This is a genomic window from Thalassospira sp. ER-Se-21-Dark (assembly GCF_017922435.1).
In the GTDB taxonomy this organism is placed as follows: Bacteria; Pseudomonadota; Alphaproteobacteria; order Rhodospirillales; family Thalassospiraceae; genus Thalassospira.
In genome coordinates, this window is the sequence record NZ_VDEZ01000001.1 from 873587 (window position 1) to 898369 (window position 24783).

The 24783-nt window shown below is 55.8% G+C and carries 24 protein-coding genes; 8 read left to right on the forward strand and 16 right to left on the reverse strand.

Annotated features, from left to right (window positions below):
- Positions 1-156: 156 nt before the first annotated feature.
- Both FHI25_RS03950 and FHI25_RS03955 read right to left on the reverse strand, forming a co-directional pair.
- Entirely contained in the window at positions 157-1464 is a 1308-nt protein-coding gene (locus tag FHI25_RS03950) for an HlyD family type I secretion periplasmic adaptor subunit (protein WP_210515262.1), read from the reverse strand.
- Positions 1464-3950: a type I secretion system permease/ATPase gene (locus tag FHI25_RS03955; RefSeq protein ID WP_210515265.1), complete on the reverse strand. Its 2487-nt coding sequence runs from the start codon at positions 3948-3950 to the stop codon at positions 1464-1466. The genes FHI25_RS03950 and FHI25_RS03955 overlap by 1 nt, the downstream gene beginning before the upstream one ends.
- A gap of 418 nt (positions 3951-4368) precedes the next feature.
- Between FHI25_RS03955 and FHI25_RS03960 the strand changes: the two genes are divergently transcribed.
- From FHI25_RS03960 to FHI25_RS03970, 3 genes are all read left to right on the forward strand, one after another.
- Entirely contained in the window at positions 4369-5262 is an 894-nt protein-coding gene (locus FHI25_RS03960; RefSeq protein ID WP_210515267.1) for a M48 family metalloprotease, read from the forward strand.
- A 69-nt stretch (positions 5263-5331) separates the two neighbouring features.
- Positions 5332-5604, forward strand: a complete 273-nt coding sequence (locus tag FHI25_RS03965; RefSeq protein WP_210515270.1) for an HNH endonuclease — start codon at positions 5332-5334, stop codon at positions 5602-5604.
- Between the two features lie 98 nt (positions 5605-5702).
- Positions 5703-6422, forward strand: a complete 720-nt coding sequence (locus tag FHI25_RS03970; protein ID WP_246878883.1) for a MarC family protein — start codon at positions 5703-5705, stop codon at positions 6420-6422.
- Between the two features lie 38 nt (positions 6423-6460).
- On the opposite strand, the gene FHI25_RS03975 is transcribed toward FHI25_RS03970, so the two are convergent.
- Positions 6461-7378: a calcium/sodium antiporter gene (locus FHI25_RS03975; protein ID WP_210515273.1), complete on the reverse strand. Its 918-nt coding sequence runs from the start codon at positions 7376-7378 to the stop codon at positions 6461-6463.
- A 170-nt stretch (positions 7379-7548) separates the two neighbouring features.
- Entirely contained in the window at positions 7549-9936 is a 2388-nt protein-coding gene (locus FHI25_RS03980) for a transketolase (protein WP_246878884.1), read from the reverse strand.
- A 562-nt stretch (positions 9937-10498) separates the two neighbouring features.
- On the opposite strand from FHI25_RS03980, the gene FHI25_RS03985 reads away from it, so the two are divergent.
- Positions 10499-11386: a hypothetical protein gene (locus FHI25_RS03985; protein WP_210515281.1), complete on the forward strand. Its 888-nt coding sequence runs from the start codon at positions 10499-10501 to the stop codon at positions 11384-11386.
- A 63-nt stretch (positions 11387-11449) separates the two neighbouring features.
- On the opposite strand, the gene FHI25_RS03990 is transcribed toward FHI25_RS03985, so the two are convergent.
- Positions 11450-12676: a methionine gamma-lyase gene (locus FHI25_RS03990; RefSeq protein WP_210515285.1), complete on the reverse strand. Its 1227-nt coding sequence runs from the start codon at positions 12674-12676 to the stop codon at positions 11450-11452.
- Positions 12677-12901: 225 nt separating this feature from the next.
- Between FHI25_RS03990 and FHI25_RS03995 the strand changes: the two genes are divergently transcribed.
- Both FHI25_RS03995 and FHI25_RS04000 read left to right on the forward strand, forming a co-directional pair.
- A complete protein-coding gene (locus FHI25_RS03995; RefSeq protein WP_210515289.1) occupies positions 12902-14524 on the forward strand; it encodes a sigma 54-interacting transcriptional regulator in 1623 nt (540 codons plus the stop codon).
- 97 nt (positions 14525-14621) lie between these two features.
- Positions 14622-15404 carry a 3-hydroxybutyrate dehydrogenase gene (locus FHI25_RS04000; RefSeq protein ID WP_246878885.1) on the forward strand — a complete coding sequence of 261 codons (783 nt, stop codon included), beginning with the start codon at positions 14622-14624 and terminating at the stop codon, positions 15402-15404.
- A 77-nt stretch (positions 15405-15481) separates the two neighbouring features.
- Here FHI25_RS04000 and FHI25_RS04005 read toward each other — a convergent pair whose 3' ends face one another.
- The 3 genes from FHI25_RS04005 to FHI25_RS04015 all read right to left on the reverse strand — a co-directional run bounded on the left by FHI25_RS04005 (position 15482) and on the right by FHI25_RS04015 (position 17553).
- Positions 15482-15664, reverse strand: a complete 183-nt coding sequence (locus FHI25_RS04005) for a DUF1508 domain-containing protein (RefSeq protein WP_210515294.1) — start codon at positions 15662-15664, stop codon at positions 15482-15484.
- 142 nt (positions 15665-15806) lie between these two features.
- Positions 15807-16622 (reverse strand): hypothetical protein, encoded by an 816-nt coding sequence (locus FHI25_RS04010; protein WP_210515297.1) that lies wholly within the window; start codon positions 16620-16622, stop codon positions 15807-15809.
- 55 nt (positions 16623-16677) lie between these two features.
- Positions 16678-17553: a LysR substrate-binding domain-containing protein gene (locus tag FHI25_RS04015; RefSeq protein ID WP_210515302.1), complete on the reverse strand. Its 876-nt coding sequence runs from the start codon at positions 17551-17553 to the stop codon at positions 16678-16680.
- Positions 17554-17673: 120 nt separating this feature from the next.
- Between FHI25_RS04015 and FHI25_RS04020 the strand changes: the two genes are divergently transcribed.
- Entirely contained in the window at positions 17674-18798 is a 1125-nt protein-coding gene (locus FHI25_RS04020; protein WP_246878886.1) for an S-(hydroxymethyl)glutathione dehydrogenase/class III alcohol dehydrogenase, read from the forward strand.
- Between the two features lie 77 nt (positions 18799-18875).
- Positions 18876-19730, forward strand: a complete 855-nt coding sequence (gene fghA / locus FHI25_RS04025; RefSeq protein ID WP_210515305.1) for an S-formylglutathione hydrolase — start codon at positions 18876-18878, stop codon at positions 19728-19730.
- Between the two features lie 111 nt (positions 19731-19841).
- Here the strand turns inward: fghA and FHI25_RS04030 are convergent, their stop codons facing one another.
- The 8 genes from FHI25_RS04030 to FHI25_RS04065 form a co-directional block, all read right to left on the reverse strand.
- Positions 19842-20438: an energy-coupling factor transporter transmembrane component T gene (locus FHI25_RS04030; protein ID WP_210515309.1), complete on the reverse strand. Its 597-nt coding sequence runs from the start codon at positions 20436-20438 to the stop codon at positions 19842-19844.
- A complete protein-coding gene (locus FHI25_RS04035; RefSeq protein WP_210515313.1) occupies positions 20435-21109 on the reverse strand; it encodes an ATP-binding cassette domain-containing protein in 675 nt (224 codons plus the stop codon). Before FHI25_RS04035 ends, FHI25_RS04030 begins: the two co-directional genes overlap by 4 nt.
- Positions 21110-21187: 78 nt before the next feature.
- On the reverse strand, positions 21188-21736 hold the full coding sequence (locus FHI25_RS04040) for a biotin transporter BioY (RefSeq protein WP_197146116.1): 549 nt from the start codon (positions 21734-21736) through the stop codon (positions 21188-21190).
- A gap of 197 nt (positions 21737-21933) precedes the next feature.
- Positions 21934-22293: a metalloregulator ArsR/SmtB family transcription factor gene (locus FHI25_RS04045; RefSeq protein ID WP_210515317.1), complete on the reverse strand. Its 360-nt coding sequence runs from the start codon at positions 22291-22293 to the stop codon at positions 21934-21936.
- Complete coding sequence (locus FHI25_RS04050; protein WP_210515320.1) at positions 22280-22720, reverse strand: SRPBCC family protein; 441 nt, start codon at positions 22718-22720, stop codon at positions 22280-22282. Before FHI25_RS04050 ends, FHI25_RS04045 begins: the two co-directional genes overlap by 14 nt.
- 187 nt (positions 22721-22907) lie before the next feature.
- On the reverse strand, positions 22908-23528 hold the full coding sequence (ureG, locus tag FHI25_RS04055; RefSeq protein WP_008888415.1) for an urease accessory protein UreG: 621 nt from the start codon (positions 23526-23528) through the stop codon (positions 22908-22910).
- On the reverse strand, positions 23525-24319 hold the full coding sequence (locus FHI25_RS04060) for an urease accessory protein UreF (RefSeq protein WP_349237961.1): 795 nt from the start codon (positions 24317-24319) through the stop codon (positions 23525-23527). The genes ureG and FHI25_RS04060 overlap by 4 nt, the downstream gene beginning before the upstream one ends.
- Positions 24222-24779 (reverse strand): urease accessory protein UreE, encoded by a 558-nt coding sequence (locus tag FHI25_RS04065; RefSeq protein WP_210515323.1) that lies wholly within the window; start codon positions 24777-24779, stop codon positions 24222-24224. Before FHI25_RS04065 ends, FHI25_RS04060 begins: the two co-directional genes overlap by 98 nt.
- Positions 24780-24783 lie beyond the last annotated feature (4 nt).

The window sequence follows — 24783 nt, forward strand, 5'->3', positions numbered from 1 at the left end:
ATTTATGCGAATCATCAATAGAAAATGACTCGCCCAGGGACGGTTGATGCGTTTTTTCTCATATTTTCCGGCGTTTTGGAAGGAAAAAGCCCGGCCTGTCAGAATCTGTCAGGTTGTATAGATTCAGTCACCATGACCTATACGTTATTTACCAAATCATTGTTCGCGGAATGCGCGATCAAAGCTGGTGGTGATCGGTGAAAACAGGTAAGCGAGGATCGTTCTGGCACCCGTTACGATCTCCAACTGGGCGGGCATGCCGGGCGACAAAATCATCCCTTCATGCTCGGCCAGGCTTTCGGCATCGATCTCGACCATGGCCTGGAAATAGGATCGGCCTTCGGAGTCTGTCAGTCGATCCGGCGAGACATCGGTTACCGTCCCCTTGACCGGGGCAAACCAACGCTGACTGAACGATGTCACCCGGATATTGACCGGAAGACCGGCCGAAACGACGTCAATATCGTTCGGGGAAACGCGGGCCTCGATCACAAGCCGATCATCCGCCGGCACGATTTCAAGTACTTGCGCCCCCGGCGGAATGACCCCGCCGACAGTGGTGAACTGCATGTTGGTGACTGTCCCATTGCGCGGCGCCTTGATGTCGGAACGCACCAGGATATCCTCGGCCGAGCGCAGGCGTTCGTTCAGATCGGAAATCTCGCTTTGGATATCTCGCAGTTCTGTGTTGATCGATTGCAGGTGGTCGCGCATCAACTGTGACTGGCTGGCCTTGACCTGCTGGATTTGCTGTTCAATCCGGGCAATGTCGGCGGAAAACCGACCGATATTGCCAAGGGTTTCAACCAACCGGCTTTCGAGTTGCAGCAACCGGGTCCGCCGCGCATAGCCAAGATCGACCATCGGCTTGACCATCGCGAGCTCTTCCTTGACGATCCCGACCTGCTGTTCGGCAGCAGTCTTTTGTTCGCGCGTGCCAATAATCTCTCGGCGCAATTCCTTGATGCGCTCGTCATAGAGCGCAAGTTCACCGGCAAACGCACTGCGGCGACTGTCAAACAGGGTGCGTTGTGCATCGGTGATCGAAAAATACCGAGGATCTTCAAGTGGCGGCGGGAATGACAAGTAATCTTCCTGTGCCCGTTCGGCAATCAGCCGCGTCTGGGTCGCCAGCGCATTGAGATAACGGTTATTGAGCAGATCAAAACTTGCCCGTGAACGTGTATCATCAAGCCTGATCAGGACATCGCCCGCCTGGACCCGCGTACCATTACGCACAAGAATGTCGCGAATGATGCCGCCTTCAAGATGCTGAACGCTTTGTCGGCCCGAAAATGGCGCAACCACACCACTTGCCGTGGCGGCCGAATTGACCTCGGCCGTACCCGCCCACAGAAGAACCGAGCCAAAGCCCAAAAACAGGATCAAAAAGCCGATCCGCACCAACGGTTTGACGTCTGTGCTAAGCTCGCGCGCGGTTGGAAGTTGCACTCCACCAGACATCAGGCACCACCCTGTCGACGTTCAGCCGATCCTTCAACTACACGCAATTGCGGACGTCCGCGACGGGTGTTTTGTGCGCTTGGTTGTGCGCGATCCATCGGGCGGTCTTCCGCCTCGGCCGGTTTGCGGCGCGGTGCACGCGCAGCAGCGGCGCGTTCGGCATCCTCACGCACTTTGCGCATGCGCATCGCGGCTTCTTCGCGGGCCTTGGCGATGGCCTCGGCTTCACTCATTTTGCGCTGTGGCGCAGGCTTGCGGGCCGGTTGCGCTGTGCGTTCCGGTTTGGCCTTTGGTTTGGTCGCTGCGCGTTTGGGCGCAAGGTCGGCGGCACTTGCCGGACGGGCTTCACGCGATGCACGGGCTGGCGGACCCTTGCGGGCTGCGTCCCTTGTCGCGGCTTGTTCCTTGCTGACCGGACGCATGGTCATCATCGTGCCACCCGGGGTCGGCTGTGGTTTCATTTCTGTTTTGGCGATACCTGCCGCCTGCTTTGCGGCCTGTGCGCGACCAGAACCTGCTTCGCCGGTGGCACCGAAATCCGCGATCTCAGGTGTTTCCTCGATCTCGATTTCAGGTTCGTGCGCGCTCATGGCTGAAGCCGGATGGGTATTGGGGGCTGTGTTTTTTTCAACAATCGGGCGCGGTGCGTCGGGGTTTGGCACGGCAATCTGTTTGGGGATGATGCGCATTTGCCCATCAGATGGCAACGCGTCGGCCATTGGCTCGGCCGGGCGGGAGATTGGTGGCAGGCCACGTGCTATTTTACCACTTTCCGGAACCGGTTTTGATACTGCTGATTTCGCCCCACCCTTGACCGGGACAACCTGAATTTGGCCGTCCGCCAGCGCTAGAATGGCATCGGCGCGTGCCAGAATTTCGCGTTCATGACTGACGATAAAGGTCGTAATGCCGTTGCGACGCAAAACATCGATCAGTTCGCTGATATGGGTAACGCCATTGTCATCAAGGGCGGTTGTCGGCTCATCAAGCAACAGCAACCGCGGACGCGAAAACAGGGCAGCGGCGAGTGCGATCAATTGCCTCTGCCCACCCGAAAGGTTACGACCACCACGATCAACCCGCGTGTCATAACCATCTGGCAAATCCAGGATGAACTGATGCGCGCCAGCCAATTCAGCAGCCTGAATGATGTCGCGCATTTCCGCATTGCCAAGACGGGCAATGTTTTCGGCAATCGTCCCCGGGAACAGGAAGGGGTTTTGCGACAGATAACCGATCTGTGCGCCCATTTCTGTGCGATCTGCGCGGGAGGCTTCAACGTCATCAAGCTTCACCGACCCGGAACCGGGCAACCAGATGCCCATGATCAGTTTCAAAAGCGCGGTCTTGCCGACCCCGTTAAACCCGGCGATTGCAATGATCTGCCCCGGCCCGGCCTTGAACGAGAATCCTTTGAACAGCACATTGCGGCTGTTGGGCGGCGCAAAGACAAGCCGGTCCACACTGACCGCCATGCCGCGCCCGCGCGGCATGGGTGCCGGGACCGTCTGACGTTTTTCAAGCAGGATATTATTAAGACGTTCGAACGAACTGCGGGCCGCATTCCAACTGCGCCATGCAGTCACCGCACCGTCAAACGGCGCAAGACCCCGCATGCCGAGAATCATGGATGCCACCATAATCCCGATCGTGATGCTTTCGGACAGAACCAGATAGGCGCCAACCCCGATAAAGCAGACCTGCATGGCAAGGCGGACAAAATGCGATAACGTGGTCGATGTGCCAACCCGGCGGCTGGCCTGGCCTTCCCAATAAAGCGAATCCGACTGGTCTGCTTGCCAGCGCTGCCGGGCGGACTGGGTCATGCCCATGGCTTCCATCGCCTCGGCATTGCGGACATAGGTTTCTTCCTGCGCAATACCGCGGTTCTGGCTTTCTTCGGACCGGTCGACGGAAATCTTGGCCGCGGCTTCGTTGGCAATCGCAATCACGATCAAAAGCAACGCCCCGCCACATGCCACCATGCCAAGCCGGGTATCAAAGATGAACACCACCCCGATATAGACCGGGGCCCACATGAAATCGATCAGGGCAAACGGGCCACTGCCGGTCAGGAATCCGCGCAAGCCATACAAATCGCGCAAAGGTCGCTGGCGCATCTGGCTGCCGCGTGCCGATTGCTGCACGACATGAGCAAACAGCTCCCCACCCAAACGCAGATCAAGTGCCGTCCCGACCCGGATCAAAACCCGTGACCGGAGTTGCTCCATTGAGGCGATGAAGACCAGAACAAGGCCAATGCCAAGGGTAAGGAGGGCCAGCGTATCCACCGACCGACTGGAAAGAACGCGGTCAAATACCTGCATGGAATAAATCGGGATCACCATGTTAAGCAGGTTGATCACCATCGAGAACCCGCCGACAAGCGCAATCGACCGCCAGAACAACCGTTCCAGCGGGGTCCGATCCCCCTCGCGTCCCGCATCCGATTTGCGGGTTGGCCGGATTCTATCCAACAGGCCCATTCGTTCCTTCCGCTACATCCACCCAAGAAATATGGGCGAAACCCTTATATCTGTTGCCGTTGACCACATGCCAACCACGCATGACAAACCACCCGCGCAGCGAAGCTATGACGGGCAACCTAGCCAATGGCATACTCCCACTATTCTAGTCGAATATATAAGGATGTGTTAAAATTTTGCCGCAAAGCCCTTTATTTCATTGCCTTACCGCGACATCAGATCGCGCAATTCGGGCTAACTTTCGGCCCAAAATCCTGACAATTCTTCGCCCGATGCGACCTGTGCTGAATCAATGCCGTTAACAGATTGTTTGGCATAGACTTTTTGGGTCACAAAGAAGGTTCCATTTGCGCATCCCCGTTCATCACCCCTATCTTTGAACAAGCCCCACCCCCAAACCGCGACAGGCAAACATTTTATGGCCGACAATACGCCGCAACTTCCCGACTTCATTCAACGGTTTCTCGCCATTCAACCGGGCGGAGTCTCTCACGCGGGCGGGCTGATGGCGTGCATGATCGGCGTGCTTGCCGCCTGTGCATGGATGCTGGGCGGGATATCGATGATGATCTCGGCCGGTATTGCGGTTGCCCTGATGCTGGTACTTTCGCCAATGATCTCCCCAGAAATCCTGATGAAGATGCTGCGTGCCAGTCCGCTTTCGGGGGAAGATTATCCCGCCATCCATGAAATGAGCCGCCTGCTTTCCGAACGCGCAGAACTTGGTCACAAACCAAAATTGTTCCTGCTGCCCGGCAAGGGGGTTAATGCCATCACGACAGGAACGGACGACAACACCACGATTGCGATTTCAAGCGATGCGGTTCATGGCCTTTCACCGCGCCAGATGCGTGCCATTTTGGCCCATGAAGTGGCGCATGCCTGGCATGGCGATACCCGTATCTTGCTGATTACCGATGTGCTGTATCGCGCAACATGGACCATCGCGCTGCTTGGTCTGGCGATCTTTATCTTTGGCGATTTTAATCCACCCGCCTGGATGATTATCCTTTTTGGTGCGGTGCCAACCATCAGCTTCCTGTTCCAGCGCGCGGTCATCCGCGACCGCGAATTTGCCGCCGACCACGGGGCAAGTGATTTGCTTAATGGCCCGGAAGACATGATTGATGCACTTCTGCATATTGATCAGATCAATCGCAAACGTCTGGGCCTTGTGCCTTATCGCAGCACCCAGCCGCCAAGCCTGCTTGATACTCATCCATCGGTTGGGGCACGGATCAAGGCGCTCCGCGCCCTCAAACCCGGAACCTGGCAGAAATTCTTTGAAAACCGGCGGATGCCGCCGCAATAATCGACCATGGCAATACCGGGAAATTCTGATCGTTCTGATCTTGGGAAATGTTCGATTTGTGGTCGGGTGATGATCGCAGGTCCCAGTGTCGACCGCCATCACTGGCACCCGAAATCACAGGGCGGGACCGAAACCGAATGGCTGCATCGCGTTTGCCATCGCATGATCCATCGCCTGTTTGATGAAGCCACCCTTGCACGCGACTATAACAGCCCCGACAAGCTGCTTGCCCATCCCGATATCATCAAGTTCGTCAAATGGGTGCGCAAGAAACCGGTTGATTATGTCGACTGGCCGGAAAGTGCCGGTCGATATGGCCACAATCGCGGCAAACGCCGCTAGACCCTTCCGGGGAAAGAACTGCCAATTTAACCATTTACCTGCCAAGATAGGCGCAATATACGCATCCGTCGCGCAACCGCCGAAAGCAGGAAGAACCGATGCTAGATATGCTAAATGATCTGATCCCGGTCTTTGTCACATTGTTCGTGATCATTGACCCGCTGGGTCTGGTGCCGGTTTTCATCGTCCTGACACAGGGCACAAGTGCTGCCCATCGCAGGCGCATGGCGATCCGCGCGTGCTTGACCAGCTTCTTCCTCCTCGCAGCCTTTGCCCTGATCGGCGAAGGGTTGCTTGGCATCTTTGGCATTCACATGCCCGCCTTCCGGATTGCCGGGGGCACGTTGCTGTTTTTGATCGCGCTTGAAATGCTGTTTGAAAAGCGCAGCCAGAAACGCAACCAGCGCGCCGAACAGGTCCATCAGGAACTCGAAGAAGATCACGAAGCCGAAAAGCCCAAGGCAAAACCCAAAGCAAGCCCAGCCAAATCAAACAGTGATGTCACCATCCCCGACGATGAGGCCGATGATGTCTCGATCTTCCCGATGTCGATCCCGTTCCTGTCCGGCCCCGGCGCCATCGCATCCGTGATGCTTTTGATGGGCAAGTTCGAAGACAATATCGCCATGCAGGCAAGCGTCATCGGCGTGGTCGCCGTCGTGATGGTGATCGCGTTTGTCTTCTTCCTGCTGGCAAACGTTGTTGCCAAACGCCTCAGCCCGACCGTCGCCACGGTGGTGTCACGCCTGCTTGGCATGATCCTGGCCGCCCTTGCGGTTCAGTTCATTATCGATGGCATCAAACAGGCGTTTTTCTAGGACCCCCAGAAAAGAAGCCTGCCCTGCGCTGACAATCCTTACTGGGCTGCCCAGACGTAACCCGCATACAGCACCAGCATGATGATGCCGGGTATCCGGCCGATCTGTGGACGGCGAAGCATCAGCGTCAGGCCAATCGAAACCGCAATCATCACCGGAAGATCGAACATCAGGAACCGGTCCGCGACTGGAATCGGCGACACGACCGCCGTAAGGCCGAGAATCCCAAGGATGTTGAAAATGTTCGACCCGATAATATTGCCAATCGCGATTTCGGATTGCTTTTTCAAAGCGGCAATCAGCGATGTTGCGAGCTCTGGCAGGGACGTACCAACCGCAACAATCGTAAGCCCGATAAAGGCTTCGGATACACCAAAGGTGCGCGCGATGGTCACCGCCCCTTCGACAAGGTAATGGGCACCGACCATCAACATGGCCAGCCCCGCGACAACCCAGAAAATTGACAGCCAAACATTTGAAACCGCTTCGGGAAGATCCGTCGATGACGCGGGTTCCAAACGCGACTGGCGATAGGCAAACACCAGATAACCAATCAACGCCGCAAACATAAACCCGCCAGCCACACGACCAAGGTCACCAAGCGCAAAGAACGGCACCAGCAGGACAGCAGCACCAAGCATCACAGCGGTATCGCGACCAAGCGTGCCGCCCGATACGGCAATTGGCCACACCGCGGCAGAGACACCAACGATCAGCAAGATATTGGCAATGTTGGACCCGATGACGTTGCCAAGCGCGATATCCGGCACACCACGCAATGCCGCATCCATGGAGACAAGAAGTTCCGGCGTCGATGTCCCGAAACCGACCACGGTCAAACCGATCAGAAGCGATGACATGGAAAGTTTGCGGGCGATCCCGACGCTACCGCGCACCAGAGATTCCCCCCCAAAGAAAAGCCCGGCCAAACCGCCGAGCAACATCAGATATTCCATCACCAACGTCCTTTCAGACCAGGATACATAACAACGCACATCTTCAAGATGCTTTGCGCAGAGTTGTTCTGCCGACCGATCACTTGCAAGCGAACTTGTTCACCATTTCAAAATAAAAAAGGGACGACATCAGCAACGTCGCCCCTTTCTAAATTCAACAATGGGTCAGCTTACTCATCCCAGCGTTTCGCCGCACGCAGAATCGCATCGGTGCCGATCTGATAATGATCATAAAGCGCGATGCTGTCGCCGCACTGGCCAAAGGCATTCACGCCAAGCGGCGCAACCGCGTGGCCACGCACACCGCCAAGCCATGCAAGGGCGGCCGGATGACCATCAATCACCGTGACAAGGCGGGCATCGGAGGCCAGCGGTTTGAGCAGGTTTTCGACATGGGCCATCTTGCCATCGGCCTTGCCTTCAAGGCGGGCACGCTCAAGGTCCTGCCATTCATTGTAAAGCCGGTCGGTCGAGGTGACGGCAAGCAGACCAAGGCCTGGATGATCTTCAGACAGCTTTTCCCAAGCCGCAATTGCTTCGGGTGCCATGGCACCGCAATAGGTAATCGCCATTTTGCAATCGTCGCCCGGCTGACGCAGCCAGTAACCACCCGAAATAATTTCGGTCTTTTCAGTTTGTGACAGGTCACGCTCCGGCTGCGAGAGCGGTTTGGTCGACAAACGCAGGTAGATCGATCCACCATCCGGGTCCTGCATATGTTCGAACGACCAGCCCATGATGGCAGCCAGTTCATCCCCAAAGCTTGGCTCAAAACTGGTCAGGCCGGGTTGGCCCATGCCGATCATTGGTGTGCTGATCGACTGGTGCGCCCCGCCTTCGGGGGCCAGCGTGATGCCGCTTGGCGTTGCCACCACCATGAAACGCGCATCCTGATAGCAGGCGTAATTCAACGCATCCAAACCACGCGCAATGAACGGGTCATACAGCGTTCCAATCGGGAACAGGCGTTCGCCAAACAGGCTGTGCGACAGGCCGAGTGCAGCCAGATTCAGGAACAGGTTGTTTTCGGCAATGCCAAGCTCAACATGCTGTCCGCTTGGCGATCTGATCCATTTCTGGGCCGAGGGAACCTTGCGTTCCTTGAACTCATCAGCCAGTTCTTCGCGGCCAAACAGGCCACGCTGGTTTACAAACCCGCCAAGGTTGGTCGAGACCGTCACATCGGGCGATGTCGTCACGATCCGGTCCGACAGGTCGCTGTTTTTCATCTTGGCCAGTTCATTCAAGATCTTGCCAAAGACTTCCTGCGTGCTGGACGTTTCAGCACGTGCAAAGGGCATTTCAGGGATGGTGATGTGCTTGGCCGACTTGTTGCGCGGAGCATCATCGTTAAACGGTGCCTTGGCGATGTAGTCGCGAAGCGCATCGGCACTGATATCAAGGCCAGCCGCGACATCCCATTCCTGCCCGTCGGCGATCTTGTTTTGCAGCTTGAAGGCATCCATTTGCGGCACGTTCATCAGGCCCGCATGGTTGTCCTTGTGCCCCTGAAGCGGCGTGCCATAGCCCTTGACGGTATAGGCGATAAACACGGTCGGCTTGTCATTTGGGACCGCATCAAAAGCACTCAGCACCGCTTCCATGCAATGGCCGCCCAGATTGGTCATCAGGTCATGGAGCTGATCGTCGTCATAGTCGCCAAGCAGGCTTGCCAGCGCATTATCGCCGTCCATGTCCGATGTAATCTGTTTGCGCCATGCCGCCCCGCCCTGGAAGGTCAGGGCGGAATAGATGTCGTTTGGCACATCATTCAGCCACTTCTTAAGCGATTTCCCGCCCGGTTTGGCAAAGGCATCATGCAGCTTGCGACCATATTTGATGGTAATCACGTTCCAACCAACCGCGCGGAAGAACCGGCCAATCACGCGGAACAGATGGGCATCGATCATGCCATCAAGGCTTTGGCGGTTATAGTCGATCACCCACCAGACATTGCGAATGTCATGCTTCCAGGTATCAAGCAACGCCTCATAGATGTTGCCTTCATCAAGTTCGGCATCCCCGACAAGGGCAACCATGCGACCGGGCGTTTCATCCTTGGGCAGCATGTCCTTGTAGCGCAGGTAATCTTGCGTCAGGGCGGCAAAGTTCGTCACCGCCGCACCAAGGCCGACGGAGCCGGTCGAGAAATCAACCTGATCGCCATCCTTGGTCCGTGACGGATAGGATTGCGCACCACCGAACGAGCGGAAGTTTTCAAGCTTTTCCTTGGTCTGACGGCCAAGCAGATAGTTAATCGCGTGAAATACCGGGCTTGCATGCGGCTTAACCGCAACCCGATCCTGCGGGCGCAGAACATTGAAATAAAGGGCTGTCATCAGGGTGGTCATCGACGCACAGCTGGCCTGATGTCCGCCAACCTTGATGCCGTCGCGCTTCGGGCGCAGATGGTTGGCATTATGGATTGTCCAGCTTGACAGCCAGCGCACTTTCTTTTCAAGCAGGCCAAGCATCTCAAGATCCTTGGCATTGATATCGGCCGTGCTGCTTGCTTCGATGATTTCACCGATTTCCGGTGCGCTTTCCTGTACTGACATTTCCTGATTGCTTTCTTTTTTATCCGATATTGCGGGTTTCATGCGATGTCGTCTGGCGTCTCAATAATTCGGCACCACAATGCCGATTTTTAGGGGCACGTCGCGGAAATCAAGATGGCGGTCCGGCAATTCACACAAGATTCGGCAATTTCACTGAAAGGTTGGAATCAGCTGCGACGATCACAGGGAAACTCTCGAATTTCCGTTCCGGCAAAAGCTCTGGAAAATCTCTGGCCCACCTCTGTGCATGTGCGAGTCGCATCAAACCCGGAAGACCGCCAAATTCGATCAGCGCCGGGTGGAAGATTACGGCCCGCGTGCAACCCCGGCTCAAACTCTTTGCACAGAAATATCTTATACTGATATATAAATGACACCTCTCCTAAAGTTCGCTTCCGGTGACGTCGAAATTGCCAAACTTTCTATCGCAAAAATCTCTCTCCCTGACCAAAGTTATTCTATTCCGATGACAGTCCGGATCGGAGCAATTCGAGGTGTATTATCCGCTGTGATCAACCGGTTCACAGCCATCAAAGATGATGCCCCACGATTGCTCTGCCTGATGATTGTCATTGCGTGCCTTTTTGGTGACACCCCCGCACATGCGCAGGCAGAAGATGCCAATGATCCGCTCGTCGTACGCATCCCCATGGATACGCCGTCGGACTATTGCCGCGGCGAGATCACCTGGGAATCACACCGGGAATATCACATCGATCTGTTGCGCCTCGCCCTGAAACTGAGCGGGCACAATGCCAAACTTGTGCCGGTATGCATGGATTACCCGACCGAAGAACGGCGTATTCCCATGCTCGAAGCTGCCGACCAGTTCGACACGGTTTTCTTTGGCACCAATGCAGAGCGCGAAGAAAGGCTGCTTGCGGTCTATATCCCGATTTATCTTGGCACCACCGGTTTGCGGCTGTTTATGCTCCATGAAGACGCGAAAGAACAGTTCAGTCAGGTTGAGACGCTTGACGATCTCAGGAAACTTTCCATGGGTCAGGGACTTGGATGGCCGGACAACAAGATTTTGACTGATAACGGCTTTGACGTCGTTAGCGGACGTTACAGAACGCTTCATCGCATGCTTGATGCAAGGCGATTTGATCTTTATCCACGGGCCTACTGGCAGATTGTCGGCGAATGGAACTGGATGAAGTGGGAAGCACCCGGTATCGAAATTGGTCAAAAAACGGCGCTTTATTACCCGCAGCCGATCTATTTTTTTGTCAGCCGGAAAACACCCAAGCTGCACGACATCATCGAAACCGGACTTAAGCGCGCCTTTTCGAACGGCATGATGCTGGATCTTTTGAAAACCCACCGCGATACCGCACCGTCATTCTCCCAAATTGATTTGCGTGACCTGAACATTATGCGGATCAAAAATAAACACCTGTCAGACAAATCGCGCGAAGCGATGGATAATTACAGCCTGTTTGACTAGCGCCGGGTGAGAACAGCAGACCGGAATGGCGGCAAGCCATCCCGATCCGCCTTTGATTTTCAGTTACTCGGCGGCAATCGCCATCTGATCGCCATCGAGTGCGCTGGACAGATCAGCCAGAATATCATCAATGCTTTCAAGCCCGGCCGAAAGGCGAATCAGCCCATCGGTGATCTGATATTCCGCACGTTCTTCGGCGGTGTAGGTCGAATGCGTCATGGATGCAGGATGTTGAATCAGGGTTTCGGCATCGCCCAGGCTGACCGCGCGCGTAATCATGTTAAGGCCGTTCATCAGTTTACGACCTTCATCGATACCGCCTTTAAGTTCGAACGCGATCATGCCACCAAACCGGTCCATCTGTTTTTTCGCCAGTTTATGATGCGGGTCGCTTTCAAGGCCCGGATAGTAGACTTTCTCGACCTTCGGGTGTTTGGCCAGAAAATCGGCGATCTTTTCGGCATTGTCGCAATGGCGCTCCATCCGAAGCTCAAGCGTTTTAAGCCCACGCATCACAAGGTTGGCATCCTGCGCGGAAAGCACCGCACCGGTCATATCCTTAAGCCCGACCAGACGTACCTGCGTCATGTCTTCAAGCGTTCCGATCACCGCACCGGCCATCAGATCGCCATGGCCACCCAGATATTTGGTTGCGGAATGCACAACGATATCGGCACCGAGTTCAATCGGGCGCTGCAGATATGGCGTGCAATAGGTGTTATCGACAACGACCTTGGCGCCATGCTTGTGGGCAATGTCGGAAATGGCTTCGATGTCGACCAGACGCATGTTCGGGTTGGCCGGTGTTTCGAAATAGACAATCTTGGTTTTGTCCGAGATCGCCTTTTCAAGTTCCGCCGGATCGGTCAGATCAACATGGGTGTGTTTGATGCCGAACTTTTCCAGACCGTGACGGAAATAGGCAAACGTGCAGCCATAAAGCGTACGATCGACAATGATCTCGTCGCCCGGCGCGATAAAGGTCCAGAAGACAGAGGTAATCGCGCCCATGCCCGATGCGGTCGCAACAGCGGCTTCACCGCCTTCAAGCACCGCAAGGCGTTTTTCCAGCAGATCAAGCGTCGGGTTGGCAATGCGCGAATAGATAAAGCCCTGCTCGTCGCCAGCAAAGAACCGCCCGCCCTGTTCGGCTGTTTCGAACGCAAAGGTCGAAGACATGTAAACCGGCTGGTTCAACGCGCCATTATGGCTTTGCGGATCGTAACCGTGATGGATCGCTCGGGTGGCAAAGCCGGTTTTGGCGCTGTTGTGTTTGTCATGGGCAGACATCGGAAGGCTCCTTGAAATGCGTTTATTCTGCCCACAGCACCGCAATCATCGTGCCAGATTTAAAAATCGCCTGTTTTCAAGAACTTGGTAAAATCGCCACACTCAGGTGTGTAAATTTTTATTTACACATCAACGCCATCCTGCACTGAAATCCTCAAAGGCACTGGATTTCAGAATCTTAGGAGTGTACATTTTCTCTTACAGTGTAAACTTATCGGCACAGTTATGCGGTTCGAAATTCGCGGTGAAAACAGGCTTGGCATTACGCGCGACGTGATCAACGTCCTGACCGATCAGGGTCTGGACATCCGCACGTTCGAGGTCACCACCCATCACATCTATGCCGACATCCCGGCCGTGCGCCCGGAACGCTTTCTGCTTCTGTCGCACGCGCTCAAACAAATACCCGGCATTTTCGACATCACCGAAATCGACCGCCTGCCGACAGAACGTCGTCGCGCACAGCTGCATGCGACGCTGGCCGCCCTTGGCGATCCGGTAATTGCAGTTGATGCCAACGGCCAGATCGCGCAAGCCAACCCGGCAGCACAAGCGATTTCAGACACCCCTGAAAAAACACTGCGCGATCATGATATCGCCAATATTCTGAGTGAACCATCTATTGAAGATTTACGCCAAAGCGGTTTTCGCCTGCCCGAGCGTGAGGTGATTTTGGGCGGGCAGACCTATCTTTTGCAGGTCGAACCGATTGGTCATGTTGATGACGGATCGGACGCCAGTGATGATGCCCCGTGGGGCGGGGTGATGGTCTTTCACCGCCCGGCCCGACTGGGCCGCGTGATCACCGCCCTTCAGGATCGCAGTCACACCGGCTTTGATGACATTATCGGCACCAGCCGCGCTATGACCCGTGTGAAGTCCCAGGCACAAAGACTGGCGGCCATTGATGCGCCGATCCTGATCCTTGGTGAAACCGGCACCGGCAAGGAACTGTTCGCCCGCGCCTGCCATCGCGCAAGCCCCCGCGCCGACCAACCGTTTTTGGCGCTTAACTGTGCCGCCATGCCCGAGGGGCTGGCCGAAAGCGAACTGTTTGGCTATGCCGCCGGGGCCTTTACGTCGGCCCGACGCGGCGGCAAGCCGGGACTTCTTGAACTGGCCGATGGCGGCACATTATTCCTCGATGAAATCGGTGAACTGACACCCTATCTGCAGGCAAAGCTTTTGCGGGTCTTACAGGACGGCAGCTTCCGGCGTGTCGGCGGCACGGATGAAATCACCGTCGATGTTCGCATCATCAGCGCCACCAACCGCGACCTCGAAACCATGTCGCATGACGGTACATTTCGCGAGGACCTCTATTTCCGCCTCAACGTTCTGGGCATCACCTTGCCGCCCTTGCGCGACCGGGTCGAAGACATTGCCGATCTGGCTGATGTTTTTATCGATCGCACCGCCCAACAGACTGAGCGAACACCACCACGCCTCGCCCGTGACGGGCTGGACTGGCTCTGCGCGCATGACTGGCCGGGCAATGTACGCGAACTTGAAAACACCCTGTTTCGCGCCGTCGCACTTTTGGATGGCAACACCCTTGGCGCCAATGACCTCGCCGATGCCGCCAGCGGCACGGCGACCGTGTCCGAGGCGCATCGAAACACCCCATCGGATACGGCGCAAGACACGGCCACAGCCCCAACGGAACAAACCGACCTGATCGCCACCGCCCTTGCACAAAGCGATTTCAACAGCGGCATGGATTTGCTTGAACGCGAAATGCTGACCCGCCTCTATCCGGATTATCCAAGCTCGCGCAAGCTGGCGGACCGGCTTGGCGTTTCACATACCTCGATCGCCAACAAACTGCGCAAATACGGTATTACCTAGTCACTCAGTCACAGCATTTCTTGCCACTTACATTGCACTGCGGCATGATCTTCCTAAATCAAGGGGCAGAAAGCCCACTTCACAGGGAGAAGACATTATGCTGACAGGTAAACGCGCACTCGTCACCGGCTCGACCAGCGGGATCGGCCTTGCCATGGCCAAGGCCCTTGCCGGGGCCGGGGCCGATGTGATGCTCAATGGCTTTGGCGACGCCGATGAAATCGAGGCAACCCGCAAAAGCCTTGAAACCGATTATGGCGTGACCGCGCACTATAACGGGGCCGACCTGTCAAAGCCTGACGAGATCGAAGCGATGATGAAAGACGCCGAAGCCAAATTTGGCGGCGTCGACATTCTGATCAACAACGCCGGCATTCAATACACCGCCAATGTCGAAGACTTCCCGCCCGAAAAGTGGGACGCGGTGATCGCGATCAACCTGTCATCCGTCTTCCACACCACCCGCCTTGCCGTGCCCTACATGCGCAAACAAAACTGGGGCCGCGTCATCAACACGGCCTCGGCCCATGGCCTTGTCGCATCGGTCCAGAAGGCAGCTTACGTCGCCGCCAAGCACGGCGTGATCGGCCTGACCAAGGTGACAGCCCTTGAAACCGCTGAAACCGGCATCACGGCAAACGCCATCTGCCCGGGCTGGGTACGCACAGAACTGGTCGAACGCCAGATCGAGGCCCGCGCGAAGGAAAACAACATTTCCGTTGAAGAATCCGCCACCCGCCTTGTCTCGGACAAACACCCGTCCAAACAGTTCGTCAGCCCCGAACAGATCGGCCAGACAGCACTTTACCTGTGCTCGGACGCCGCATCACAAATGACGGGCACGCACCTTTCGGTCGATGGCGGCTGGACGGCGCAATAACGCAAACGTATCCTGAAACAACAAAGCCCCGCTGGCACAGGCCGCGGGGCTTTTTCTTTGCGTCGGGCGATCCAAAACTAGCTCAGATCACAATCACACCCATTGCGCTTGGCATTTGCGATGCAATCGGATTTGTTCGAATAGCCTTGCGTCGAGGCCCCGACAATCTCGCCATTCTTGGCCGTACGTCGCCACCGCCAGCCATCCTTTGCCTCATAAATCTCCCACAAATCACCCTTTGATCCTGTGCATTTTGACATCGCTCGCCTCCTTCAAACCGAAATGTATTGAGGGTTCGACGCAGGCACCGACTTCTTGTGAAGAATTATAATTAAGACTGCCTCACAGCTACTCAAGGAGTATTTCTCCACCCCAAGGCGGCTAATCGGAGCAAATTACACTCTATCTCCTAGCCCGCTTTGCTCGCTGCCTATCAATCCAAGCGCGATTTGTCTTAACAGAGTTTCCGACCTCATAGAGAGTCATACTCTTTCTAAACGGCACACAGGGTATTTCCACCTCGTCCGTATAATTCTCAAGAGTCGGATAGCCTCTCAATCGAGACGGCCACCCACCTTTACCGACCTTAGCCGCGAAGAACAGTGATGGTAGCTCGAAACTGTAGATGTGAGCGTGACCGAAACGACCGCCTCGCGGTTGACCACGCATCACCCTGCTCATGTCATATGGATCCCTGCCCTCAGCACTCACGATAACATCGGCGGAATAACCGATAAGGATAATAGAGAAAAGGCGGTCAACGTCTTCAGGCAAGGAGCCGCTCCTAACCCATTCAGAAAACATCTGCTCATAATAACGGCCCAAATCAAACTCAGGATATCTGCCTGAGAAGGAAAACCTTAGTAAGATTGCGGCAAGAGAAATGACTAGGCTAGGCACATGACAAGGCTGACGAACAACCACAAGGTCGTCCGCAAATTCACGTTCGACATCTCTATCGGGGTGCTTGACCCAACTCTTAACAAAACTTCCAAGCACTTCATCATATTTGCCTATTTGACCATCGCATCGACTACATAAAATCGAAGGATCAAATTGCAGGGTTCTTTTTATTTTACTCCTACCAGAAACAGTGTCGACTTCGATAAGGTCTTCTGAGACATCCGACATAATTCCCTTGCGCAGCACATCCGGCATCAAGTGAGCACGAATAAGCTTCTGATGCTGCCGACAAAGTTTACATACACCTTCTGCCAACCAAGGCCTCCTATCGAAAACGCCAACCTAAGACACCATACCCTAAAACGTCCTTCTACCCTAAATAGCGCCCCAAATGCTCCACCAGCATCCTGATCTTGGGCGAAAGATGCCGATTGGTCGGGTAAATTGCCCAGATGCCTTCATCTGATGGCTGGTATTTGGTAAGCACGGGCACAAGGTCGCCGCTGGCGATCCAGGGATCGACGTAATAGTCGGGCAATTGCACGATGCCGATCCCCTTGCGTGCGGCATCGACTAGCGCCTGACCGCTATTGGCATGGATCGAGCCGTGAATGCGCACGGTGCGTTCGCGGCCATCTTCTTCGAACCGCCAGTAATCGAGCGTCCCGACCAGACAATTATGGTGGTGCAATTCGGACAGGGAATAGGGCTCCCCGCGTTTGGCGATGTAGCTGGGTGCAGCACAGGCATATAGGCGCCGGGTTGAAAGCTGCTGGGTCATCAGGCTGCCGGTTGTGCCCTCCAGACGGCCCAAGCGGATCGCCATGTCATAGCCTTCGAGCACCAGATCAAGCTTCTGGTTGGTGAAACGGCATTGCACTTCCAGATCGGGATAGCGGGTGACGAAATCATTGACCAGTGGCGCAATCACCGTCTCGCCGTAAGTCGTCGGCGCGGTGAGCTTAAGCTTGCCACGCGGCACTTCCGTCAGGTTACCAATCGCGCGCTCTGCCTCGCCCAGCCCATCAAGCAATTGTCGGCAATGCTGATAGTAAATCTGCCCGGCCTCGGTCGCGCTGACCTTGCGCGTGGTGCGGTAAAAAAGCTGCACGCCGAGCTTTTCTTCAAGCGCTGTGACCTGTCGGCTGACCTGGGCGACTGAAATGCCAAGTTGCTTGGCCGCTTGGGTAAAGTTTTGTCGTTCGGCCACGGCGATAAACTCGCTGATCCCGTCCCAGGCATTCATCGCCCGACCTCATCCTGATTATTACACATGAGTAAAAGTTAATTACCAAAATAGCGGATTATCATTCTGGATGAAACAAATACACTGGACACAGTTCATTTAATCTATCGGAGACGCGCAATGACCGCCGAAACCATTACCTGCAAAGCCGCCATCGCCTGGGAAGCAGGCAAACCGCTGTCGATCGAAGAAGTTCAGGTCGCCCCGCCAAAGGCTGGCGAAGTGCGCGTCAGGATCGTCGCAACCGGCGTTTGCCACACCGATGCTTTCACCCTATCGGGCGACGATCCCGAGGGCATCTTCCCGGCCATCCTTGGCCATGAAGGCGGTGGTATCGTTGAATCCATCGGCGAAGGTGTCACCAGCGTTTCGGTTGGCGATCACGTGATCCCGCTTTACACCCCGGAATGTGGCGAGTGCAAATTCTGCAAATCGGGCAAAACCAACCTGTGTCAGAAAATCCGCGAAACCCAGGGCAAGGGCCTGATGCCGGACGGCACCACGCGTTTCTCGCAGAATGGCAAGCCGATCTATCACTATATGGGTTGCTCGACCTTCTCGGAATATACGGTGTTGCCGGAAATCTCGCTGGCGAAGATCAACAAAGAAGCACCGCTTGAAGAAGTTTGCCTGCTTGGTTGCGGGGTCACCACCGGCATGGGGGCCACGGTCAACGCGGCCAAGGTGCAGAAAGGTGACTCGGTCGCCGTCTTTGGCCTTGGCGGCATCGGCCTTTCGGCCATCATCGGCTCACAGATGGCCGGTGCCGGTCGGATCGTTGCCATTGATCTCAATGAAAAGAAATTCGATCTCGCCAAGAAACTGGGTGCGACCGATTGCATCAACCCCAAAGACTATGACAAGCCGATCCAGGAAGTGATTGTCGAGCTGACCGATGGCGGTGTTGACTGGTCGTTCGAGTGCATCGGCAATGTCAATGTCATGCGTTCGGCCCTTGAGTGCTGCCACAAGGGTTGGGGTGAATCGGTCATCATCGGTGTTGCCGGTGCCGGTCAGGAAATCTCCACCCGTCCGTTCCAGCTGGTCACCGGTCGCGTCTGGCGCGGCACGGCGTTTGGTGGTGTCAAAGGCCGCTCCCAGCTGCCCGATTATGTTGAGCGTTACCTTGCCGGTGAGTTCAAGCTCTCGGACTTCATTACCCACACCATGAAGCTCGAAGACATCAACGAAGCGTTCGACCTGATGCATGAAGGCGAAAGCATCCGTTCGGTTATCCATTACTGATCGAAATATAAACGTTTGAATAATTGCGCCACTGCCGGAAACTATCCGGTAGTGGCCGATCAGAAGGAGGCCCCGATATGGGTATCGAGAATTCTTCAAGCAACAAGGTCTTTGGCGGCTGGCAAAAGCAATATACGCACCCGTCAACCACCCTTGGCTGCGACATGCGTTTTGCGATCTTTCTGCCGCCGCAAGCCAGCAATGGCACCAAGGTCCCGGTCATGTACTGGCTGTCGGGCCTGACCTGCACGGATGAAAACTTCATGCAGAAGGCTGGTGCATTTCGCGTTGCCGCCGAACTGGGCATCGCCATTGTCGCCCCGGACACCAGCCCGCGCGGCGATCATGTCCCCGATGACGAGAACGAAGCCTATGATTTCGGCAAGGGAGCTGGCTTTTACGTCAACGCCACCCAGGAGCCTTGGGCGCGCAATTACCGCATGTATGATTACGTGACCAAGGAACTGCCAGCCCTCATCAAGGATCACTTCCCGGTCAATGATGATGCGGTGATTTCCGGCCATTCTATGGGTGGTCATGGCGCACTGATGATTGCACTGCGCAATCCGGGCACGTTCAAGTCCGTCACCGCCTTTGCACCGATTTCCAACCCGATCAATTGCCCGTGGGGCCAGAAGGCGCTAGGCAATTATCTCGGCGATGACAAATCAGCCTGGAAAGACTGGGACAGCTCGGAACTGATGAAGGCGGCAAGTTCGCCCGACGTTCAGACCCCGGCCCTTGTTGATCAGGGCGGTGCAGATGGCTTCCTGGCCGAGCAGCTTAAGCCCGAAGTGCTTGAAGCAGCAGCCAAGACATCAAACTACCCGGTCACCATCCGCATTCAGGATGGCTATGACCACAGCTACTATTTCATCTCTACCTTCATCGAAGATCATATCCGCTTCCACGCCAAGCATCTTGGCCTGTAGTTGATTGCACCAACGATCTTCGACTTCCCCGGCACGCCGCCCACTGACTTCCCCCCTCTGGCGTGTCGGGGCTTTTCTTTTCGGGGAAATCTGAAAACCTGGTGATGGTGCCTAGTCAAAACTGCGCGCATCAATCGCATCAGCGACATCATCGGCCATTTTAAGCGTGCGGATGATAAGTGGTACCACCATTGCAACAATAGAGCGATCAAGCCCGCGCGCGCGTTGCGCATCGCGGATTTCGTGTGCCACCTGTGCGATCACCGGGATAAAACGCAGCACCATTGAAATCGCCAGACTCACCTTTTCAGGGTGCACACCAATCGGGCGCAACGGCTGCATGGCGCGTTCAAGCGATGCCAGCAGGTCTGATGTTCTGGTGGTCAGGGTCACCAGCGCAGCAAACATCACAATCGCTGCAATCCGGGTGATGACCAGCAACCCCGCCTGCCGGTCATTCAGCCAAAGCTGAACGGCAAAAAAGATTACCAGCAGCCAAAGGATCGGCTTGATCTGCGCACACATAATGCGCGGGCCAAAGCCGGATGCGGGGTACAACAACAAGACAGTCGCAAGAACAAACGCCACCACCGGCCAATCGGGGATCAGGAACACGCCCGTGCCAAGGGCGACCATGGCCAGGATCTTGGTCCCGGCCGCCGCCCTGTGCAGGGCAGACTGCCCGTCGATATAAAGCCCCGCGATCACGCCATCATCTCCCGATATTTCGGAAGGACGTCTGCTGGGGTGCCATCAAGCACGACCTTGCCATCCTCAAACGCCAGCACCCGGTCATAATCGGCAATCAGATCCAGATCATGCGAAACAGTAATCACCGTCTGATCCAGCTCGGCAATGGCACGCTGCACCCGGTTGCGATTGCGCAGGTCCAAAAGTGTGGTTGGCTCATCAAACACGATATAGCGCGGTTCCATCACCAGCACGCCCGAGATGGCCAGCAACTGCTTTTGTCCGCCACTGAGCAAATGGCTGGGATGGGTTTTGAACGCGGTCAGATCATAGCGCGCCAGCACTGTATCGATGCGGCGATTGACTTCTTCTTTCGAAAGCTTGAGCGGCTTCAGGCCAAAGGCAATATCTTCCTCGACCACCGGATAGACGATCTGATTGTCCGGGTTCTGGAACACAAACCCGACATGACGTCTGAGCTTGCGGCCATCCTTTGCCGCATCCAGATCATCAACCAGTACCCGACCCGTGCTTGCTGTTTGCAGGCCATTAAGCAACCGGACAAAGGTGCTTTTGCCCGATCCGTTCGCACCAACAATCCCGATACGCTTTTCGCTAAGCGTCAGGTCAATGCCAGCAAGCGCACGTCGCTGTTCAAACTGCACAGAGACATTTTCAATTCGGATCATGGAAGGACGTCCGGCTTTATCAGGGAAATTGGAACGACTCAAAATGGGCGCAAGTACATCACTTGCGCCCATAAGATGTTAGCTCGCCTTGGAAATCAAGGGATAGGCGCGCCGGACTGCGAGGCATGCTGCGGTCGCAATCGCAACCTTGATGGCATCCCCGATCAGGAACGGAGCCGCCCCGACGGTTGCCTGCCAATAGCTGATCTCGGCCACCACCGCGACCCAGGCATTGCCAATGGCATACAGGACGACAATCCCGCCAAAGGCGATGGACAGTGCAGCATTGAAAACATTCAGGCGGTTCCAGAACTTCTCGATCAGAAGCCCGATGACAAAGGCCGAAATGGCCCAGCCAAACATGAACCCGCCCGTAACCCCGATCATCACGCCAAAGCCACCGCGCCCACCGGACAAAAGCGGCAAGCCAACAGCAACCAGAACAAGGAACAGAACAATCGAAAGCCCGCCGCGACGGGCACCCAAAATGGCCCCGGCCAGCATCGGACCAAGCGATTGTGCTGTGACCGGTACACCGGTGACTGGAAGGGTGATTGGCGGAAACAGCCCAAGAACGGCGGTCAGGGCTGCAAACAGGGCGACATAGACAATATCTTTGGTCTTCATGTAACGGTTTCCCATTCCCGTTATGAGACAGCCCCACAATCAACCCCTTGCGCAGGACTGCCTTTCGTTAACCGGTCCGCCCGACCGGCTCAACGCGATATGGGATAACCGCAAATATCATCGACGCCAAGCAAAATGACACCGGATACTGCGTAGCTCATTTAAGAGGAACGCAGTATCCGATATTTTTCAAAACCTTAGGCCTCGCCATCTTCGACAAAGGACTTAAGCCGCATCAGGGCAGATTCCCAACGTCCCGCCACCTGATCAAGATAAGCGCGCGCCTCGGCCAGTTGTTCCGGGCAAAAGGCATACTGGCTTTCACGCCCGACCCGATGGTTCTGCACAAGCCCTGCCGCCTCAAGCACGCGCAGATGCTTGGTCACGGCCTGGCGGGTCATATCGGCATCATCAGACAACACCGAGATCGAGCGCGGGTTGCCATCGGCCAGACGATCAAAGATCGCCAACCGTGTAGGATCGCCCAAGGCGGCAAACATGACGGAAAAATCCTTGTCATGTTTGCCATTGTCCGAATTATGTTCAGGTTTCAGCATATTTCTTGATGTTTTCAAGCTGGAATTCCCAGCCCTTGTTGTTGGCCTGAAGTGCTTCCGTAATACGATGCGCTGGTAGATTATCAAATCCGGTTTCCCGCACCTTTAGCACGGTCATGCCATTTTTTTCTTCCAGCCAAAACTCAACCAGCGTTTCGGGTTCAGCACTGTAATCAACCGACGGGTCAATCGCAAATGGGTGCCATGTATAGGCAAAATAGGCCGGCTCCTCCATCGCCTTGATGGTTGATTTCCATTTTGCTCCCTCACAAACGGTAATATCACCGGTCGAGGTTTCCCCGACCTTGAACGGCGCATCAATTCGGGCACCAAACCATGCACCGAACTTTTTGTGATCGGTCAATGCCGCCCATACCTTGGAACGAGGGCCATTGATCTCGATAGATTTTTCGATTGTATTTGACATAAAGCAACCTCCTGGTTGCATTTAATCTGCCAGAAGATATTTCGTTATGCAACTAAAAAGTTGCATTTTATTGTTTGGCCGCGAAAACACAAACGCCCGGCTGTTGCCAGCCGGGCGGTGCGTGCTCCCGTCATCCTTGGGTCAAGGCACATGGCCCTGCCCGTGCAGTTATCCTTATATCCCCATATCAGGATGCTGCGGATTGGCGGAGCCCCCCTGTCTCGATGATGAAGTTTTTCACGTCTTCAAGGCCGTCCATCGCCTTGAGATTGGTAAACAGGAACGGACGATCACCACGCATTTTCTTGGCATCGCGGTCCATCACGCCCAGATCAGCCCCCACAAGCGGTGCCAGATCAGTCTTATTGATCACCAGCAAATCGGATCGGGTGATGCCCGGTCCGCCTTTGCGCGGGATTTTGTCGCCGGCGGAAACGTCGATGACGTAAATCGTGATATCGGCCAGCTCCGGCGAGAAGGTGGCCGACAGATTATCGCCCCCGGATTCAATAAAGATCGCCTCAAGCCCGGCATGCTTGGCCGCCATGTCTTCGACCGCTGCCAGATTGATCGAGGCATCCTCGCGAATGGCCGTATGCGGGCAGCCACCGGTTTCAACACCGGCAATGCGGTCTGCGGCCAGTGCGCCCGAACGGGTCATGAATTCGGCATCTTCGCGGGTGTAGATATCGTTTGTGATGGCGGCGATGTTGAACTCATCGCGCATCGCCTTGCACAGGCGTTCCAGAAGGGCGGTCTTGCCCGAACCAACCGGGCCACCAATTCCGATACGAAGGGGAGAGCTCATGATCTAAATAGCCTCGTATATTGGGTTTCGTGTTTCATCGACGTCCAGTCGACCATCGGTGCCGCGGCACCAAGATCGGCAAGGTCTGTCTGCATGGCGTGATCGACTGCAACCGTCACCGCGCCATCAAGCGACGACAGTGATCTGACACCATCGGTCTGCCCAAGCGGCACCAGACGTACCGCACTGGACACAAGGTTTGCCGCCATCGCATGCAAATACGCCGTCAGCGCATCACGCAGCGGCACGTCAAACTGGGCGGCCGCAATGCCCACAGCCACCGGATAGGATGGCAGTCGGTCATCTTCACGCATTGCACTGGCCCAGCGGGTAACGACACCATCGCCCCAGACCTTTTGCATGGTCGAAACAAAGGCACGTCCTTGCGCAGTTGCCTCCAACGCCATCTCGGATGTGCCGCGCCAACAATCGGCCTCGACCCCGATTTCAAACAGGGCCGCTTCATCACCAGCGCGGGCAGCACGCCATGCGGCACAAAACAGCACCGCATCAATCCGCCCCGCGCCAAATTCCAGAACCCCTTCAACCCAGTTGATCAGGCTATCAGCCGACGTCACCCGGCCGTCTTCGACGGCATATTCCACGCCATGCGAATAGGTATAGGCACCGACCGGGAATGACGGACTAAGCCACGTCATCAACCGCATCAGGCCAGCCGGGTTAAGGGTCAGGTCATCCGTGATCATGGGAATGCCCGTGGTGATGGCTGTGCTTGTGATCATGCCCGTGATCATGTTCATGATCGTCATGGTCGAAATGATCGTTGCCATGGCTGTGACCATGCGCGCCGCCCAGCCCGTGATAGGCACCGTTCAGCGGATCAAACGGCGCGATTTCATTTTCTACCACACCGCCAAGGCCCGTAATCATGTCGCGCATGACATGGTCATCAATGATGCGCAGACGCCCGTCATTCAAAACCTGAACCGGGGTGTGACGGTTGCCGATATGCCAGGCCAGTTTGGCGGCCGCAATCGGACCGGCCGCCGTGATGGTCAGAACCGGTTCCTCGGCCGCGCGGACGACAATCACCCCGCCATCAACAAGGCGCAACCGATCGCCATCCGCCAGACGCACCGCATGCGGCAGGTCGAGCAAGAATGGCTCCCCTGCATCATCATGCAGACGAATGCGGCGGCGATGCCGGTCGGAAAAGGCCAGCGTGACCGTACCGCGCACTTCGGATGTGTCGGCACGATCAACCGGGATATGTTCAATGGCGTGACGCATGGTG